The sequence below is a fragment of the Enterococcus hulanensis genome, from assembly GCF_005405485.1.
In the GTDB taxonomy this organism is placed as follows: Bacteria; Bacillota; Bacilli; order Lactobacillales; family Enterococcaceae; genus Enterococcus_A; species Enterococcus_A hulanensis.
Map to the genome: position 1 here is coordinate 46,998 of NZ_BJED01000010.1, position 17,974 is coordinate 64,971.

The following is a 17,974-nucleotide window of genomic DNA, read 5'->3' on the forward strand; positions in this document are numbered from 1 at the left end:
AATAAGCCATTTTCCTTTGTCGTTTTTGTGTATAAATAACAGCTGTCAATATTCCGAATCTTTTATTTTGCAACATGTCTCGATTGTTTTTGCAACAAGTAAGTAGATTAATGCATTGACTTGTTGCAGATAAATGTAATATTCATACTCAATTACCCGTCATATACTTTAGATGTGGTAGAAACAAAGGATTACATTTAATTACACGAAATGGAGATGTCAATAAGATGGAAAAATTACCTATTAAGACAGTCGTGGAGAGTTTGTTGACTCTGCAAGCAACAGGCGAAAGTGCAACATTATTGGGAATCGGACCAATGTCGAAAAATTGTGTTCAAGCAACACTTGAATTGTCAAAAGATGATGATTATCCTGTGATGTTTATTGCCAGCCGTAATCAAGTGGATGCCGATGAACTTGGCGGCGGCTATGTAAATGGCTGGAATCAATTCACTTTTGCTGAAGCAGTGGAAGAAGTGGCCAATGAAATCGGTTATGACAATTTATATTACCTATGTCGAGATCACGGAGGTCCATGGCAGCGTGATAAAGAGCGAAATGATCATTTACCGACGGAAAAGGCGATGGACTTAGGGAAGAAATCTTATGTCGCGGATATTGAAGCGGGCTTTGATTTATTAATGATTGATCCTACAAAAGATCCCTTTGAAGTTGGGAAAGTTATTCCTTTAGATACCGTATTAGAACGAACAGTTGATCTAATTGAATTCTGTGAACAAGAACGGAAAGCCCGTAATTTACCAGAAATTGGTTATGAAGTAGGAACAGAAGAAACCAACGGCGGATTAACATCTACAGAAACCTATGAAACATTCATTTTACGGTTGAAGGATGAACTAGAGAAACGCGGACTGCCAATGCCTACCTTTATCGTAGGTCAAACAGGAACTTTAACACGGAAAACAGAACAAATCGGCACCTTCAATTTCAAAAATTCTTATGATTTGGCTCAAATGGCAAAAGAATATGGGGTTGGCTTAAAGGAACACAATGGCGATTATCTAGACGATGTAACTTTATTGGAGCATATTCCATCACAAATTACTGCGACCAATGTTGCACCTCAGTATGGTACAGAAGAAACACGGGCCTATTTAAATCTAGCGGCGGTAGAAGAAAAATTAATGGAGTATGGGTTAGTAAAAGATGTATCAAATACTCGTGGTGTCTTGCTGGAACATGCAATCAAGAGTGAACGTTGGAGAAAATGGATGGTAGGGGAACAAAAAATTCTGACAGTTGAAGAGATCCTGACACAAAATGATGCAGGATTACAGGCCGAAATTTTAGATATCGCGGGTCACTATACCTTTAACGATGATGAAGTAAAAGCTGAAATTGAAAAGCTGTATGCGAATTTAAAAGCACATAACATTGACGGTCAAAGATATGTGGTAGACCATATCAAACGTCCAATCCGTGATTATGCTGAATGCTACAACTTGAGCGGTGTTACGACGCGTATTAAAGATATGAATAAAGTAAAAGCATAGAGATAACGACGAGACTTTCACGATTAGATAGTGAAAGTCTCGTTTCTTTTTAAGAAAGAGGAATTGAGGAGAGAGCTATCATTCTAGATGACATTTGGTTCGATCAGTTAATTGATACTCGTCGCTGCGTCTTTTAAATTCGCGAAAATGCATCGTTAGATAACTGATTTCATCATTTGATAAATCAAAGTCGAAGTTTTCAGTGATAAAAACACGTATTTGATTGGCGGCGTAAAAGTCCTTTGAATAGTTTTTCATTACATAGAAATAAAGATCGTTGTTAGATTCTACTGAATCATGCTTTTCTTTTAAGATACGCAAGGCTAAAAACTTAATGTGGCGCATCAATCTTGGTGTTCCAGAAAGTAAAAGAGTACGTGGCAGATTTACATAAAAGGCTATTTGTGTAATTAAGTAATGAATCAATTGAAGATATCTTTCCTGTTCATGATCATTAATATTGAGTTGATAGTTTGCCGCAATAACAGATTCTGCTAACACTAGATAATCAGACTTTCTCAAGGACTGCTGCAAATGTTCTTCGATATACTGAATTGCTTCTTTAGCAAAGTCGATCTCTGACTTAAACAGATATTCCATGATTTCAATCGAAGAAATGGAGTAGGCAGTGGTCATAGGAATCATTTCAGCGGCATTAAATAGAAAATAAGACAAGTTATTGTTTAGGTAGAAATTATCTGTGATCATGTATTTTTCTTTCGCTAATTTTACCAGGAATAGGACAAGTTGGCGTTCTGCTGACGTCGATCGTTGCGCTGATAGTTGTGAATTGTTCATAATAAAAGACCTCCTTATAAAATTTTCTTACAGATTGCTTTAGGTCGCTAAGTTATTTGCTATAACCATATGTTAAACTGTCTAGTAATTAGACAGTCAAGAAAAGAAACTAAAATGAGGAGGAATCATTTTTGGATACAACCAACTACTTATCAATCAGCGAATTCGCCAAGTTATCAGGGATCAAAAGGAAAACTTTAATCTACTATGATCAGATTGGTCTTTTAAAACCAGAGTATACTGGTGAAAATGGGTATCGCTATTATGATTATCCACAACTTTACAGAGTCAACATGATTAACCTATTCAGAGAAATTAAAATGCCTTTAGCAGAGATCAAGGAACATTTACAAAACAGTACCCCAGAACAAGCGGCCTTTTTGCTTAAACGTCAAAGAGAGGTGATTCGTCAGAAACAAGAATACTATGAGGAAATGGCTGGAATGGTCGATCGTCAGTTAGCTTCATTAGAGGAATACGCTAAGGCAGATCGTTTGGAATTTTCTATCGTATCTTTTGATAGAGTGCCGCTATTTTTTAGTTCGACAGTTTATCAAGGCTCCAACTTTAGAGCATCGATTTCTTTAAGTCAAATGTATCATGAGAGTTTTGACGCAGGGTATCGCTTTATTTATCCAGCAGGAATCGTGTTCAAAAATGAGTATAATTTCTCAAATATGGACTTTTTTGAAAATCCCAAAATGCAGTATTACGTAAAAGTACCAGAAGCTGTTGAGGCGCGACCGGCTGGGGAGTACTTAATCTGCTATTTTTTTGGACCGATCGACCAGTCTGACATTTTTCCTCAAATGTTGGACTACTTAAAGAAAAAGCAGTTGCGAGTCAAGGGAGATATTTATATTGATGTTATTCTCAATGGTTTGGCAGCACAGAAATTTGATGACTTTCTATTGAAACTAGTTGTTCAAGTCATACCAATTTGATAAATAGTGTAAAAAAATAGTTGTTAAAAAGATTGTATGAGTGATATGCATTGTTTTTATTTCTTATTCGAAATAGAGATTTTATTGTTTTTTTAATCCTATAAAAATCTGTTTATTTGAATATTATTTGAAGGTTTCTTTATTTCGCTTTTATTTATAAGAGTTCCGTTTTTTAAAAGGTTATCTACACCCAAAACGTTAATTTTTCCGAAAACTTTAGAACGAGCTTTTGCTTTCTTTTTCGTATATTTTATAAAAGAGAAAAGAAATTGGATTCATGATTGGAAAAGGAGCGAATAAGCATGGAAATCAAACAACTGACCAGACGACAACTTTTTACGATGAAGAACAGAAAGAACCTTGAGACGAAAGTACGCAAGTTTTGGGAAGCAACCAAAAATGCGGATCTAGTAGTGGAATATATCGTAGCGATTATTGTAAGGAATGCACTAGTGGCAAGCGATTTTTCGCTGCCGTGTCAAGATGTTGTGCGAGACCTGCTTTTTCAAGCCGAACCAAGCGAGACACTAAGAAAATTCAGTCCATTTTTCAAGGACTATTTGGATGAGAGCGAATGGATCAGCGTCATCAAGCGGTTGTTCAAAAATGAAAATGCGTATTATAAAGCGACTAAAAAGATGCGAATACACGAAGGTAATCTAAAAAATCGAGGCAGTGCTGCGCTTGCTGATAACTATGATAGCTACACGCTGGTTTCTATTTTTGAAGATACCAATGGGAAAAAACATACTTGGAAATTAAGAGATGCCGACCCCAGCAATACCCTTGAAGAAACCAAACGAATCCTCAACATTTTAACGACCTTGACGATTTTTGAAAAGGGCGACGTGCGCCAATTTGCCAAATTTTTGGATTGTGAGTTTAAAGGAACCACGACGCTTTATAGTACGAAACAACCGAAAGAGCAGCTGGAGTCTGTCCAAAATTCGATGGCAGAACCATCAAAAATGAAGGCGGATACAAGTGTTGAGCGTGTTTTAATAGATGGTTTTGACCTCTCTGCGTTGACTAAGGGGGAGCTTATCATGTTGCTTAAAGGGATTTTTGAGGAAGCTGAGGCAGTCATGTTGGAGGAAACTTCTGAGGAGCCAGAAGAAAACTTTGAAAAATTGCCGGCAGATCTGGCGGTAGGCAATAAGACGAATATAGAATCAAGGATTGTTCCAGAGGAAAAAGGAAATCAGCAACAAAAACCGCAATCGACGTTAACAAAACCGAAAAACGATCTGATCCCATCTTTGGCAGCAGGGGCTATTCTTGAAGAAGGCACAGAAAAGCCGCCAAAAGTTGACAAACCTGTTAAACAAAATAGTAAAAAGCTTTCCAAAAAAGACCGGAAACTTTTGGAAAAATTTAATCAAGGGAAAAAGAAACATCGAAAATAAAGATTAAATTCTTTGTAAAGCAAGGTTTTATTTGTCATGGATTCAGAACTTGCAAAGAATGCCTCTTATTAGAATAATGATGTAGTTTAGTTATTGAGTTATAAATCCAATTAGTTAAATAGGAAAACCTTAGAAGCACTTCTGCGGAATTTCGCAGTTTTTTCTAAGGTTTTTTGTGCTGAAATGATTTATATAATAGTGTGTTTAAAAGAATTGAGCTATAAACCGCTGGAGTATTTTGAGATAATCAAGTAGTTAACAATTATAGTCATGGTCAGCAGTTAAGAGAGGTGAGCTTAAACATGTACAACGAAAATTGCAGGATATATCCTGCAATTTTTCTGTCACTACAAATCATTGAAAGAATCTTTTCGCTCAATAATAAGATCATTTGCTTCAAAAACTCCAATTAATAGAGAACAGACTCTTTTTTTCAATTAGCTTTCAACATTACTTTAAAAAAATTGCATGATTCATCTTGCAGAATGTTCGGCACCAAGAGCACTTTTTTCATTATATGATTCAGATAGCAAGAGAGAAAGAAGGGCACAACATGCAATTAGTAAATGGTTATAAGTTGATGGACTATGCAAAAGAAAAGGGATTTGTCTTACCAGCATTCAACACAACTAATTACGAATTAACAGCCGGTATCATTCGAGGCTATCAGGAAAAAGGAATGGGCGGGTATATTGCAATCTCGTCGAGCAACTTGAAACTTTCTAGTCCGAAGATCATTGCGGACATGGTTAAGTCAGCGATGAAAACAGCCTCTGTTCCAGTTGCGCTACATTTGGATCATGGGAAAAGCTTTGAGGATGTGAAGGCTTGTATCGAAGCCGGGTTTACTTCGATAATGGTGGATGCTTCTCATTTACCTTTTGAAGAGAATATTGAAGAGGTTAGACGAACGGTTGAGTATTGCCACTTTTATGGCATCCCAGTTGAAGCTGAGCTTGGAGCAATCGGCGGCAAAGAAGACGACCATATATCTGAAGAAGATGCCAAAACGAATCCGGCAGATGTAAAAGAGTTTGTTGAAAGAACTAATTGCGATTTATTGGCAGTTTCGATCGGAAATGTTCATGGAATGGATTTGACACCGAAACTGGATTTTCCATTATTGGAAGAGATCGCGGCTATTTCCTCAGTTCCGTTAGTGCTGCACGGCGGATCAGGAATTCCCTTCGATCAAGTTAGAAGAGCGAAACAAGAGAATCTGATTAAAGTAAATTACGGCTCAGATCTTCGTCAAGCATTTATTCGCACGTTCGGCCAAGCCTATGAAAGCAATCATAATGAATTTGATATTATGTCGCTTTCAAAGTCGGCGATTGAAAATGTTGAAGAGCGAGTAAAGGCAATCATCACAGAAGTAAATGAAAAATAATTTTTAAAACAAGGAGGGGGATATCGTGCTAAATAAAAGGCAAAAAGAAATGATTCAAGAATTTGAACGACACAGTCCCTCTTTTTTAACTGCTGACCATTTTGTTGACAAGTTTCATGTAAGTATGCGGACGATTCAATCGGATATCAAAAAAGTCCGCGAGTATTTGGCGGCTGCCGGCTATGCTGAATTGATCTCAGTTGCTTCTAAAGGCAGCCAGCTGATCATAAAAGATTACTCTGGCTTTCAAGCTAACAACCATCAAAAGGCAGTCATTAGCGAACCCAATCAATCGGACAGAGTAAGAAAATTATGTGTCCTGCTATTAAATCAAAAGCGGCCGATTAATCGGCAAAAATTGCTTGATCAACTGTTTATCGCGTCATCGACACTTAATACGGATTTAAAAGCGGCGGATAATTTGCTTAACAATTACCGTTTGAGCGTTGAGCGGAAAAGAAATTCCGGTATTTTTATCCGAGGGAATGAATATGATAAGCGGAAGTGTTTATTGAAGCTGGGGCATTTAGATATCCATCAGGAACAAAGCAATATGGGAACCGAAGAAATGTTTCGGCAAGATATTGAAATGGTCTTAGTTAATATTCTATTGAAGCATCATTTTCATATTTCAGAAACACTTTTTCAAAATCTGATCGTTCATATTGAAATGGCGGTTAAACGAATGAACAGCGGTTTTTATATCGGCTCTGAAGAATTTGAAGGAATTGGAGACTTTGATTCGGAGATGGAAGTATCGGCTGAGATATTTCACCGTCTGGCTGAACGATCTTACTTTAAGGTCTCGCAGGAAGAGATTATCAATCTGGCGATTTATATCAAAGGGAAAAGCGACTATGAGAAGGACGATTATATCTCAGAAGAGGTTAATACCTTCATTCTTCATGCCTTGAAGGAAATCAACGAGAAGTTCGATATTGATTTTCGTCAGGAGATCGATCTAAGAATCTCGTTAGCGCTACATTTAATGCCATTGCTGACTAGGATCGAATACAACATTCAAAACGAGAATCAATTATTGGATCAAATTAAGCAGTCATTTCCTTTAGGTTTTGATATTGCAGCCTATATGTGCCTGCTGCTACAAAACTCGATCGGAAAGAAAATCGAAGAAGGAGAGATCGCCTACTTGGCTATCTACTTTAACCAATACTTAGCCAAGTACAATGATATTTCCGGCAAGAAACGAATTCTGATCATTACTAGTCTGAAACGCAGTGAAAGTATTCTGCTTAGGCAGCGATTCGCTACCTGGTTTTCGAATGAAATCACGATTCTGACTTTAGTTAATACACATGAAGTTGTTTCAGTCGATATTGAAGATTACGATGTCATTTTTACAACAGAGCAGACAGAGATTACTGACCAAATGGGTGCTATCTTAATCAGTTTCTTCCCGAGTGAACAGGAATATTCCAAAATAAAGCTTGCTATTGATGGATTCAACGATAAGTTTGAGATCGTCAATTTGTTTGATGAAGACCTATTTCATTTTGGACATTTCACGAAAAAGCAGGAAGTATTGGATAAAATTTGTTCGATTTCAGTCTCAAAGGTTGGCGATAAAGTATTTCAATTACGAGAGGCTGTTGAATTAAGAGAAGAATTGGGCAGCAGCTATTTTGGAAACAAGATTGCTTTGCCTCATCCAATCAACCCAATTCTCGCTGAAACTTTTGTTTCGGTCATTTTATTGAAAAATGAACTTGATTGGGATTCAGATGGGAACAGAGTCCGATTGGTCATGCTGGTAGCAATTGAAAAGAACAATGCAAAGGTGTTTCAGTTGTGGAATTATTTAGCCAAAATTATTCAGGAAAAAGGCTTTGTTGAACGAGTCATTAAAGATCCGACATTTGATAATTTTAAGGATAATCTTTCCCAACTGTTAGACGAATATATTTAGACCATAGTGAAAATAGGAGGATTGAAGATGAAGTATATTTTTGTATCTCATGGTGATCTTGCAAAAAGTATTTTAGGGAGTGCACAGATGATCGTTGGAGAACAAACGAATGTTAAAGCGTTTGGATTGTATCCAAATGATGATATAGGAAGTTTGAAGGATCAAGTCAAAGCAGCTATCGAAGAATTTGGCGGTGGGAATGACATCATTTGTTTTACCGATTTATTTAGCGGCAGTCCGTTCAATGCAGTGGTTGCACTGATGGGAGATTACCCGATCCGGCATATTACCGGCATGAACCTGCCGATGGTATTAGAGGCCTTCATGTCTCGCATGAACGAAGACAATTCAGCTGAAACGATTTGTGAAAAATTACTGGATGAGGCTCCTACCACTGTAATCGATGTAAATCATTATTTGGCTATAAATTTGGAAGACTAAAAACACATATTAAAGGAGAGAGAAGCATGAAAAATATCGTATTTGCCAGAGTGGATGATCGCTTAATTCATGGGGAGGTAGTGACAGCTTGGACGCCGACCTACAGTATTAATCATATCGTTATCATTGACGATATCGTAGCCAGCGATCCGTTTCAAAAGAGAATATTGAAAGCGTTAGCACCGACGAAAGTCAGAGTAGATGCTTTTACGACAGAAGAAGGCATTGCCGAATTGAAGAAGCCATATAACGAAAAGGAACGGATCTTGTTGTTAACGAAAACACCAATTACGTATGCCAAGCTTGTTGAAGGTGGGATCGAATTACCGCAAGTCAATCTAGGCGGAATGGGTATCCGCGATGAGCGCGAACCTTTTATTAAGAATGTTGCTTGTGATAAAGCAGAGGTAGAGGCGATTCGTCAAATGGTGGATAAAGGTGTGCATGTGTTCTACCAGCTAGTACCGGAACAACGTTTGATTGAAATTACTAATTTATTATAAAAAAAGGAGGAATAATGTATGTCGATTTTTCAAGCATTTCTATGTGGGGTTGTATATTTTCTAGCGATAGGAAATCTGCCCTTCGTCGGGTTGTGGTCGTTGCAGCGGCCGTTGGTGTGCGGACTTATTACAGGAATTATTTTAGGTGATCCAGTGACAGGCGCAATGACTGGTGCTTCAATCAACTTGGTTTATTTAGGCTTTATCTCTGCCGGCGGCTCAATGCCTGCTGACATGGCGCTAGCGGGGATTTTAGGAACAGCGTTTGCCATCACTGGCGGACTAGATGCTAAAACTGCTTTATCCGTCGCTGTACCGATCGGATTATTAGGAACAATCGTATGGTATGGTCGAATGACTTTTGGTTCAGTTTTTGTTCACGTAGCAGATAACTATATTGAAAAGGGCGAGTATCATAAAATCTGGCGAGCCAATGTTCTCTTTCCGCAGCTCATGACGGCACTGATCACGATTATTCCCTGCGGATTAGCTGCTTACTTCGGTGCAAGTTATATTTCGGGATTTATTGAGGCATTAAGCGGAACTGCATTGACGATCTTCACGGTTATTGGCGGAATGATGCCGGCTTTAGGGGTAGCGATTACGCTGCAATATATTTTTAAAGGCGAAGCCCGTGTCTTCTTATTCTTAGGTTTCATTCTAGCAACGTATTCTGGCTTGGACCTATTGCCTTTAGGTGTGATTGCTGGATTGACGGCTTTGATCTATGTACAAGCGACAGGCAACAAATCTGATTCAGAGGAGGATGAAATCTATGAGTAAAGAGGCAGAAGGAAGTTTGATTCGTAAAAAAGATCTATTCCGTTCTTGGCTGATCTGGGAAAATCTACCGCAAACCTGCTACAACTATGAGCGAATGATGGGACAAGCGGTTGCGCATGTGTTTGTTCCAATCTCAAAACGACTATACAATGATGATCCGGAAAAGAAAAAGGAAATGATGAAACGCGAGATAGAGTTCTTTAACGTTCACATTGAGTTCGGGTCATGTATCATCGGCATGATCATCGCACTGGAAGAACAAAAGGCTAAAGGTGTGGCGATCCCGAGTGAATTTATCACAAGTTTGAAAACATCCTTGATGGGGCCTTTATCAGGGATCGGGGACACGATTTTCCAAGGTGTATTGATTCCGATTCTGTTAGCGATCTGTATTGATTTAACATTAAAAGGTACGATCTGGGGTTCAATTATTTATGCTGTTGCTATTATCGCGATTGCTTGGGGAATGAGTTATGCCAACTTTATGTTTGGGTATCGAGCCGGGGCGGATGCTGTCATGGACTTTCTGGAAAAAGGGATACTAAATAAAGTTTTACGCGGCGCTGAAATCATGGGTTGTATGGTAATGGGCGGCTTGATCTCTAGTTACGTAAAAATGCATGTAGCGTTAAAAATCGTCAGCTCCACTACGACTTTTAAGGTTCAAGAACAATTCTTAGATGCAGTGATGCCAAATATCTTGCCGTTTGCTTTTACGATGTTGATTTATTTGCTAATGAAACGCGGCTGGTCTTCATTGAAGATCATTGGCTTGATCGTAGTTGTCGGGATCGTTACAGGATTCTTTGGAATTTTAGGTTAGGGGCGGAAAAATGAAAGCAATTGTTGAAACTGGTGTTAAGCAGCTGGAAATCCAAGAACTGCCAATGCCTGAGATTAAAGCAGACGAAGTATTGATGAAGGTCCGAGCGAACGGTCTTTGTACCAACGATTTACGGGATTATTTAGGGGATATGAAATACACCTACCCGAGAATCGGCGGTCATGAATTCAGCGGCGAAGTGGTGGAAATCGGCAGTGATGTGAATCCTGAGCATTTTGACGTCGGCGATCATGTAGTGAAATATATTATTCCTGCCTGCGGAGAGTGTCATTATTGTAAAACTGGTCGGGAGAATCTTTGTACTGAAGTGGCGAGTTCGACGACTTTTCAAAATCCTGACGGTATTTCCGGCTTTCTAGGAATGTCACAATACATTGCAGTTAAAAGCCGCGATCTTTACAAATATCCCAAAGATGTACCATTTACCCATAGTGCCTTTACGGAACCTCTGGCTTGTGTGGTAAATAGTGTTGAACGAGCGCAGCTGATGTTTGGACAAGATGTGGTGATTATCGGCGGTGGTGTAATGGGATTATTTCATGTGATTTTGGCAAAGCTATCCGGTATTCGCGTAATTGTCAGCGAACCGAACGCCGAACGCCGAAAACTCGCAGAAGAATTAGGAGCGGATGTGACCTTTGATCCGACAAAAGTCGATGCAGTCTCCTTCGTCAAGGAGCAAACAGCAGGGCGCGGGGCGGAAGTCGTCTTCAATACCACAGCACTTCCGCAAATTGCCAAACAGGCGATGGACTTCACTGCGACAGGCGGTCAGACATTTATGTTTAGCTCGCTGCATCCAAACGATCCTGTACCGACCGATATGGGCGTAGTGCATTCCTATGAAAAACTAATTACGGGAACAGTCAGTCCCAAAATTCCAACCTTTTATCGTTCAGTACAATTGATCGGCAAGGGCATTGTGGATGTGACGCCGTTATTAGCGAAAACCTTTGATTATAGCGAGGCAGTGGAAGCATTTGAATATGCGCTGCGGCCGGATACCTTGAAAACCATCATTACCTTTGATTAGTAGAAAGTAGGAAGAAAAATGAGTGCATCTGTGTATGTAGGGCTTGATATCGGGACTACATCGATCAAGGTGGCTGCTGTCACGAAACAATTAAAAACAGTTTTTGAGAGGCAGTATGCATATGACTACCTGACTCCGCAAAAAGGCTGGACAGAGATTGAACCGGATACGTGGGTCGAAATCGCAGTAAATTGCTTGAGAGAATTGTTCCAAAAACTTCCTGCTGAAACGGTCAAGGGAATTGGAATCACTGGACAGATGCACACGACCGTGTTTGTTAACAAACACGGTTTTTCTGTCCGACCAGCCATTCTGTGGAATGATAATCGAACGAAAGAAAGCATTTCAGAGATTAAGCAAGTCCTCGAAAGTAATGACCGATCGGCTCATATAAGTAGAATCGTTTCAACTGGCAGCCCTTTAGCCAATTTATTGTGGGTAAGAGAAAATGAACCGCAGCTTTTTGAACAGATTGATAAGGTTCTGATTGCTAAGGATTATGTGAAATGGAAATTGACGGGAATCTATGCAACGGATTATTGTGATGCCTCAACGTCTTCTTTATTTGATTTACATACGGATCATTGGTCCAAAGAGGTTCAAGAGCTGTTTGGACTAGACAGTAAACTGTTCCCAGAGATTCGACCTGCTTCGGCAATTGTCGGCAAATTGACAGAAGAACTCTGTAAGGAGCTGAAGCTTGAAAAAGCTATTCCAGTCGTATCAGGAACAGGCGATAATGTAGCATCTGCTCTGGTGTCCGGCAGCTTTGAAACGATGCAGCCGCTGATTTCACTTGGAACCTCTGGGGTTGTGGTGATTCCTAATGGTCAGCATCAATTAAAAGCGCGAGGCAAGAATGTTATAGCAAGAATTACTGAAAAGGATAATTCGATCATCACACAAGGAACTGTTCAAGCCGGTGCTAAAATCAACAGCTGGTGGCTGGAAAGAATTCTGCAGACTGATAAATACAGTGAAGAGCAGGAAAAGATTCCAAAAGAACTGCTTGGTGAGAACGAGGTTTTCTTTTTTCCTCACATGAATGGCGAAAAAACATTATTCGCTGAACCTGATTTAAAAGGTGCTTTTATTGGTTTAGGACTGGAAACGGGAAGAATAGAAATGTATTTGGCTGTTTTAGAAGGATTGGCTTTCGGTATTCGTCAACTGTTTGAGGCCATGAAAAATGAAAAGCCGCCTGAATATTTCACGATCGTTGGCGGCGGAGCAAAAAGCAAATTATGGATCAAAATATTCGTCAATATTTTAGGGTATCCCATCAAACGTGTGCTGACTTCCCAAGAAGCGGTTCACGGGGCTGCGATCTTAGCAATTATGGGTGTTGAGAAAAACTTCATTTTTCCAAAGAATGGCGCTCAACTGATTCAACCTGATCCAGTACTTGTTGAGAAATACAATCAGCGCTATAAAAAATATTTAAAACTGACTCAGCTTTTATTAAGTTTCGGAGGTGACGAGAAATGAAAGAGTGTTTGATTTGCAGTACATCATTAAAACTAATCAAATTCAAATGTGCGGATGGACATGTGTGTAAAAAATGTTATGAGAGGGTCAGCATCAATTTCACTCAAACGATCAAAACAAAGACCAAAGAAGAACTTATGGCGATTCTTGAATCCTCGCAAGAAGTGTCAGTTGACTCATCTTTTGAGCTTTCTAGAAAAATAAATCAATTGATTTTCTTTGACGATAAGAATCAACAGATTTGTCTGCCGAATCATAGAAAGTACACGAAAGAGAATTTGAAGCCGGAAATTTATCCATTTGCGGCGATCTCGAATTGTCAGGTGGTGGAAGAACAAATCGAAAGGCTCGTTAAGAAAAAGAAACAGCAGTTAGGCTGCATCAAAGTAGTTTTGACTTTTGAAAATGATACGCGGGAGATTTGGTTGATTCCCAACTTTATCAATCGAGACAGCATGGCGTATAAAACGATGCGTTCATTAGCAGCTAATATTGTAACCGAAGTCAAACAATCAAAGGAGCTTGCTGTATGTTAGCTAGTTTAAAAGAGGTTTTAGTAAAAGCCAGAGAAAAAAATCAGGCAGTCGCGGCCTTCAACGTACCGAATTTAGAAATGGTCCGAGCCGCGATCCAAGCCGCTGAAGAGATGAATATGCCGGTGATTTTGCAGCATGCAGAAGGTCATGGTTCCTTGATCACATTAGAAGAGATCGGACCAATCATGATTCAATACGCTGAACGCAGCACTGTCCCAGTAGTAGTTCATTTGGATCATGGAAAAAGCTTCGAGGTGATTATGCAGGCGATGAAGCTAGGTTTTACATCGGTTATGATTGACGCCTCTGATTTGCCTTTTGATGAAAATGTGGCACGAACACAAGAAGTGGTAAAGGCGGCTCATAGTTTAGGTGTTAGTGTGGAAGCGGAATTGGGTCATGTTTTTACGTCATCTTTGGGCGGCGGCGAAGGACGTGCACCAGATGACGACCAAATTGGCGATACCGATATCTATACAGATCCAAAGCAAGCTAAAGAATTTGTTGATGCTACAAATGTTGATTGCTTAGCAGTAGCCTTTGGAACAGTTCACGGTATCTACTTGAAAGAGCCGAGATTAGATTTGCAGCGCGTGAAGAAAATCTATGAGGAAGTCAAAATTCCTTTAGTGATGCACGGCGGTTCGGGAGTCCATGCTGAAGATTATCAAGCAGCAATCAAAAATGGCATCACCAAAATTAATTACTATACTTATGCGAATCAAGCAGGAGCCGCTGCACTGAGAAAATACTTGAATGAAGAAACGCAGGACTATTTCTTAGAAGATTGCATTGCGGTAACGACAGAAGCGCTGAAAGAAGATTATGTACGAGCAATAGAAATTTTTAGTGGACAATAGTATAAATAGTTTAGAGGGGTGTGTAGTCATTGAAAAAGATTACGCACTCTTTTTTGTAATATATGATTTTAAGCAACAAATTGATTCAAAAGAATTTTTCTCGCTATGTTGGATTTTATTCATTATAATAAGTGAATCATGAGTTTTTGGTAATAAAACCATTAATGGACGAAGGAGCGATCAAATGAAAATTGAACCGTTTAAAGTAGAATTATGGATGAATGAGCATGAGGACAAGGCGATTTATAATACGGGTGAAACATGTGTTGACTCAATTAGTATGGATGAGCTGTTTGAGATTGCTGGACTGGATAAGACTGAAACGTTAAACGAATTAGCACAGAAGCGTCTGACTTACGGACATATTTTTGGCAATCCGCGCTTCAAAAAAGGGATCGCTTCTCTCTATCAAACGATCCAGAAAGAGGATATCACAACGACGCATGGTGCGATTGGTGCAAATCATTTAGTGCTTTACTCACTGATTGAACCTGAGGATGAAGTAGTCGCTGTGTTGCCAACTTACCAGCAACTCTACTCGATTCCAGCATCTTTTCAGGCAACAGTTAAACAGCATGTATTGACTCCAGAGAATAATTTTCTGCCGGACTTAGAAGAGGTTCGAAAGCTGATCACTGAAAAGACCAAACTGATTATTATCAACAATCCCAACAATCCATCCGGCTCATTAATGGATCGAGAAATGTTGGAAGAAATGATTGCGATCGCAAAAGAAGCAGACGCATATATCCTATCCGATGAAACGTATCGTGGACTTACTCAAGCAGAGGTGGAAAGTCCATCGATTGCTGATCTTTACGATAAAGGGATCAGCGTCAGCAGTATGTCCAAGGTCTGGTCGCTGGCTGGTCTGCGTTTAGGCTGGATCGCAACGAAAAACAAGGCAGCGTTAGAGCAGTGTCTGCTTCATCGCGATCACAATACCATTAGCTGCGGCATGATCGATGAGGAATTAGCGGCGATCGCCTTAGAAAATAAAGATAAAATCTTGGCAAGAAATCAGCAAATCATTCGGAAAAATTTGAGTATTTTAGATGAATGGGTCGCTCAGGAACCGCATATCTCTTATGTAAAACCGCAAGCGGGAACCGTAACACTGCTTTATTATGATTTCGATCGTTCAAGCAGAGAGCTGTGTCTGGATTTGATCAATAACCACGGCTTGCTGTTTACTCCTGGAGATTGCTTTGAGTTCGAATCTTGTATCCGTATTGGTTATGGCTGCAGTACGGAAGAATTGATCGCTGGCTTGAAGAAGTTTTCTGAATACCTAGCAACCATTTAAATCGCGAAACGTAACGAATCTCAACTAGATCGTTGCGTTTTTTTGAGTGAAAATATCTTGCTGGTTTAACCAATGCTTCCATTATCATTTTTTATTAATGTGCTAACGAACAATAATCTAAAAGCGAGGATAGAGTAGCTATCTTCGCTTTTTCCCATCTCTAGGAAAAAAGTAAGTTTGTGAGTGACACATTGAATTTCCTATAATGAGCATGTAAATAAATGAAAGTGGTGAAGAAAATGAAAAATATCTTGTTAATTTGTGGTTCAGGCGCTTCAAGCGGATTTATGGCGGCGGCGATCCGAAAAGCAGCGAAAAAAAGAAAGGTTGAGGTGACGGTCAAAGCAGCGAGTGAATCGCAGCTGGATGATCGTATTAATGAAATCGATTACTTGTTGATTGGCCCGCACTTATCCTACATGTTGAATGATCTGCAAGAACAAACAAAGGACAAAAATGTTAAAGCCGCAGTTATTCCGCAAGCAGTTTATGGAACGCTGAATGGCGACAAGGCATTGGACTTAATTTTAAAGATGGAGGATTAGTTGATGGATAAAATTATGAATTTCATGACGAATTCTTTTGCACCAAAAGTAAATAAAGTAGTTAAGAATCCTTGGATATCTGCGATTCAAGATTCGATCATGGTAGCTTTACCGCTGGTTTTCGTCGGTTCGTTAGTAACGGTTGTTTCGTTATTGAAAAATATCTTTAGCGGCATGCCTGATTTTTCAATGATTAGTAATTTTTCATTTGGGATGTATGCGCTAGTGGTCGCCTTTTTGATTCCTTATTATTTAATGGAGAAAAAAGGCTATGGTGGTCAGAAATTGATTTCGGGCGCGGCTTCCTTGGTATTATTTATGATGCTTTTGTTTCCAACGATGACAGCAGATGGTGAAGCGATATTTATTCTTTCTCGCTTTGGTGCTACCGGGATGTTTCTATCGATGATTACTGGTCTATTTGTTGGTTTCGTGATGAATTTTGCAGTGAAATATTCATTCTTTGATGAAGATACACCTATTCCAGATTTTGTTGTTGGTTGGTTTAACAGCTTATTGCCGATCACTTTTGTCTTGCTTGTGGGCTGGTTGATCACCTTCCAGTTTAAAATTGATTTCTTTGATGTTGTTTTACTAGTTTTCAGTCCGTTAGCAAGTATTGTTCAATCCTATCCAGGTTTTGTGCTGTCTGTCTTTATTCCGGTGTTTTTGTATACTTTCGGAATTTCTGGATGGGTAATGATGCCCGTTGTTTATCCAGTTTATATGTCAGGCTTAGCAGCCAATGCTGAAGCGGTTGCTAACGGTGGACAAGCGTTAAATATTGCGACACAGGAAACGTGTTATGCTTTTTCTTCAATGGGTGGGATCGGAACAACGCTAGCTTTGTCCGTGATGATGCTGCTGTTGAGTAAATCAGCACAATTAAAGGCGATCGGAAAAGCCGTGATCATTCCTTCTATCTTTAATATAAATGAACCGCTGGTGTTTGGCGCACCAATCGCCTTTAATCCATATCTGATGGTGCCAATGTGGATCAATAGTATTATCGTTCCAACGATTGCTTATGTCACGATGTCGTTAGGATTGGTCAATGTTCCATCCAGCACATTTCTATTATGGTATATGCCTTATCCTTTCACATCTTATTTGGCGACACAGGATTGGCGAGCAATTATCGTTTGTGCGTTGATTTTCGTGATCACTTGGCTGGTATTTTTACCATTCTTTAAAGCATACGATAATTCATTAGTAAAACAAGAAGCTCAAGATGCATTAGAAGAAGCTCAAGCGGAAGCCGTTCATTAAAAGTTTATAGAACAAGTAGTGGGAGGTCACTTTATGGAAGAGACAAAATATTTAGAGGAAAATGATCAATTAAACCAACTATCCATGAACATTTTAGTTCATGCTGGCAATGCGAGAGATCATTTGGTCCATTCGTTGGAAAGTTTAGAGGAAATGGATTTTGAAAAAGCAAAAGAGGAAGTCAAAGCAGCTCGAAAAGAAGTCGTGGTTGCTCACGGATTGCAAACAGATACGCTGCAATTAGAGGCTTCGGGCGAACAGATTCGTTATTCAACATTATTTTGCCATGCGCAGGATACGCTGATGACCGCTCAAAGCGAGATTCTAATTGGTGAGCATTTGGTTCGCTTGTTTGAAAAGTTTAGTAAAAAATAGCTGTTTGATCGA

The 17,974-nt window shown here is 39.4% G+C and carries 18 protein-coding genes; 17 read left to right on the plus strand and 1 reads right to left on the minus strand.

Going from position 1 to position 17,974, the window contains the following annotated elements; translation table 11 throughout:
* The first annotated feature begins 227 nt into the window (after nt 1-227).
* Nucleotides 228-1,514: a class II D-tagatose-bisphosphate aldolase non-catalytic subunit gene (locus tag FFR60_RS12245; RefSeq protein WP_137664362.1), complete on the plus strand. Its 1,287-nt coding sequence runs from the start codon at nt 228-230 to the stop codon at nt 1,512-1,514.
* A 78-nt stretch (nt 1,515-1,592) separates the two neighbouring features.
* Here FFR60_RS12245 and FFR60_RS12250 read toward each other — a convergent pair whose 3' ends face one another.
* Nucleotides 1,593-2,312 carry a PRD domain-containing protein gene (locus FFR60_RS12250; protein WP_137664363.1) on the minus strand — a complete coding sequence of 240 codons (720 nt, stop codon included), beginning with the start codon at nt 2,310-2,312 and terminating at the stop codon, nt 1,593-1,595.
* A gap of 131 nt (nt 2,313-2,443) precedes the next feature.
* On the opposite strand from FFR60_RS12250, the gene FFR60_RS12255 reads away from it, so the two are divergent.
* The 16 genes from FFR60_RS12255 (at nt 2,444) to FFR60_RS12330 (ending at nt 17,962) form a co-directional block, all read left to right on the plus strand.
* Nucleotides 2,444-3,256 (plus strand): MerR family transcriptional regulator, encoded by an 813-nt coding sequence (locus tag FFR60_RS12255; protein ID WP_137664364.1) that lies wholly within the window; start codon nt 2,444-2,446, stop codon nt 3,254-3,256.
* A gap of 302 nt (nt 3,257-3,558) precedes the next feature.
* Nucleotides 3,559-4,662 (plus strand): hypothetical protein, encoded by a 1,104-nt coding sequence (locus FFR60_RS12260; protein WP_137664365.1) that lies wholly within the window; start codon nt 3,559-3,561, stop codon nt 4,660-4,662.
* Nucleotides 4,663-5,215: 553 nt separating this feature from the next.
* Nucleotides 5,216-6,052, plus strand: coding sequence for a class II aldolase (locus FFR60_RS12265; RefSeq protein ID WP_088932146.1), 837 nt, complete (start codon nt 5,216-5,218; stop codon nt 6,050-6,052).
* 25 nt (nt 6,053-6,077) lie between these two features.
* On the plus strand, nt 6,078-7,979 hold the full coding sequence (locus FFR60_RS12270) for a BglG family transcription antiterminator (RefSeq protein WP_137664366.1): 1,902 nt from the start codon (nt 6,078-6,080) through the stop codon (nt 7,977-7,979).
* Between the two features lie 27 nt (nt 7,980-8,006).
* Nucleotides 8,007-8,420, plus strand: a complete 414-nt coding sequence (locus FFR60_RS12275; RefSeq protein WP_137664367.1) for a PTS sugar transporter subunit IIA — start codon at nt 8,007-8,009, stop codon at nt 8,418-8,420.
* A 26-nt stretch (nt 8,421-8,446) separates the two neighbouring features.
* A complete protein-coding gene (locus tag FFR60_RS12280) occupies nt 8,447-8,923 on the plus strand; it encodes a PTS sugar transporter subunit IIB (RefSeq protein ID WP_137664368.1) in 477 nt (158 codons plus the stop codon).
* 18 nt (nt 8,924-8,941) lie between these two features.
* Nucleotides 8,942-9,706, plus strand: a complete 765-nt coding sequence (locus FFR60_RS12285; protein ID WP_088932150.1) for a PTS mannose/fructose/sorbose/N-acetylgalactosamine transporter subunit IIC — start codon at nt 8,942-8,944, stop codon at nt 9,704-9,706.
* On the plus strand, nt 9,699-10,529 hold the full coding sequence (locus FFR60_RS12290) for a PTS system mannose/fructose/sorbose family transporter subunit IID (RefSeq protein ID WP_088932151.1): 831 nt from the start codon (nt 9,699-9,701) through the stop codon (nt 10,527-10,529). The genes FFR60_RS12285 and FFR60_RS12290 overlap by 8 nt, the downstream gene beginning before the upstream one ends.
* Before the next feature lie 10 nt (nt 10,530-10,539).
* A complete protein-coding gene (locus tag FFR60_RS12295) occupies nt 10,540-11,583 on the plus strand; it encodes a zinc-dependent alcohol dehydrogenase (protein WP_137664369.1) in 1,044 nt (347 codons plus the stop codon).
* An 18-nt stretch (nt 11,584-11,601) separates the two neighbouring features.
* Entirely contained in the window at nt 11,602-13,071 is a 1,470-nt protein-coding gene (locus tag FFR60_RS12300; protein ID WP_137664370.1) for a xylulokinase, read from the plus strand.
* Nucleotides 13,068-13,607 carry a DUF4428 domain-containing protein gene (locus FFR60_RS12305; RefSeq protein ID WP_137664371.1) on the plus strand — a complete coding sequence of 180 codons (540 nt, stop codon included), beginning with the start codon at nt 13,068-13,070 and terminating at the stop codon, nt 13,605-13,607. Before FFR60_RS12300 ends, FFR60_RS12305 begins: the two co-directional genes overlap by 4 nt.
* Nucleotides 13,601-14,467 (plus strand): class II fructose-bisphosphate aldolase, encoded by an 867-nt coding sequence (locus tag FFR60_RS12310; RefSeq protein ID WP_137664372.1) that lies wholly within the window; start codon nt 13,601-13,603, stop codon nt 14,465-14,467. The genes FFR60_RS12305 and FFR60_RS12310 overlap by 7 nt, the downstream gene beginning before the upstream one ends.
* Nucleotides 14,468-14,651: 184 nt before the next feature.
* Nucleotides 14,652-15,773 (plus strand): aminotransferase, encoded by a 1,122-nt coding sequence (locus tag FFR60_RS12315; RefSeq protein WP_137664373.1) that lies wholly within the window; start codon nt 14,652-14,654, stop codon nt 15,771-15,773.
* Between the two features lie 239 nt (nt 15,774-16,012).
* Nucleotides 16,013-16,318 (plus strand): PTS sugar transporter subunit IIB, encoded by a 306-nt coding sequence (locus tag FFR60_RS12320; protein ID WP_088934612.1) that lies wholly within the window; start codon nt 16,013-16,015, stop codon nt 16,316-16,318.
* A gap of 3 nt (nt 16,319-16,321) precedes the next feature.
* Nucleotides 16,322-17,587 (plus strand): PTS sugar transporter subunit IIC, encoded by a 1,266-nt coding sequence (locus FFR60_RS12325; protein WP_212741904.1) that lies wholly within the window; start codon nt 16,322-16,324, stop codon nt 17,585-17,587.
* A 33-nt stretch (nt 17,588-17,620) separates the two neighbouring features.
* Nucleotides 17,621-17,962 (plus strand): PTS sugar transporter subunit IIA, encoded by a 342-nt coding sequence (locus FFR60_RS12330; RefSeq protein WP_137664375.1) that lies wholly within the window; start codon nt 17,621-17,623, stop codon nt 17,960-17,962.
* The last annotated feature ends 12 nt before the right edge of the window (nt 17,963-17,974 follow it).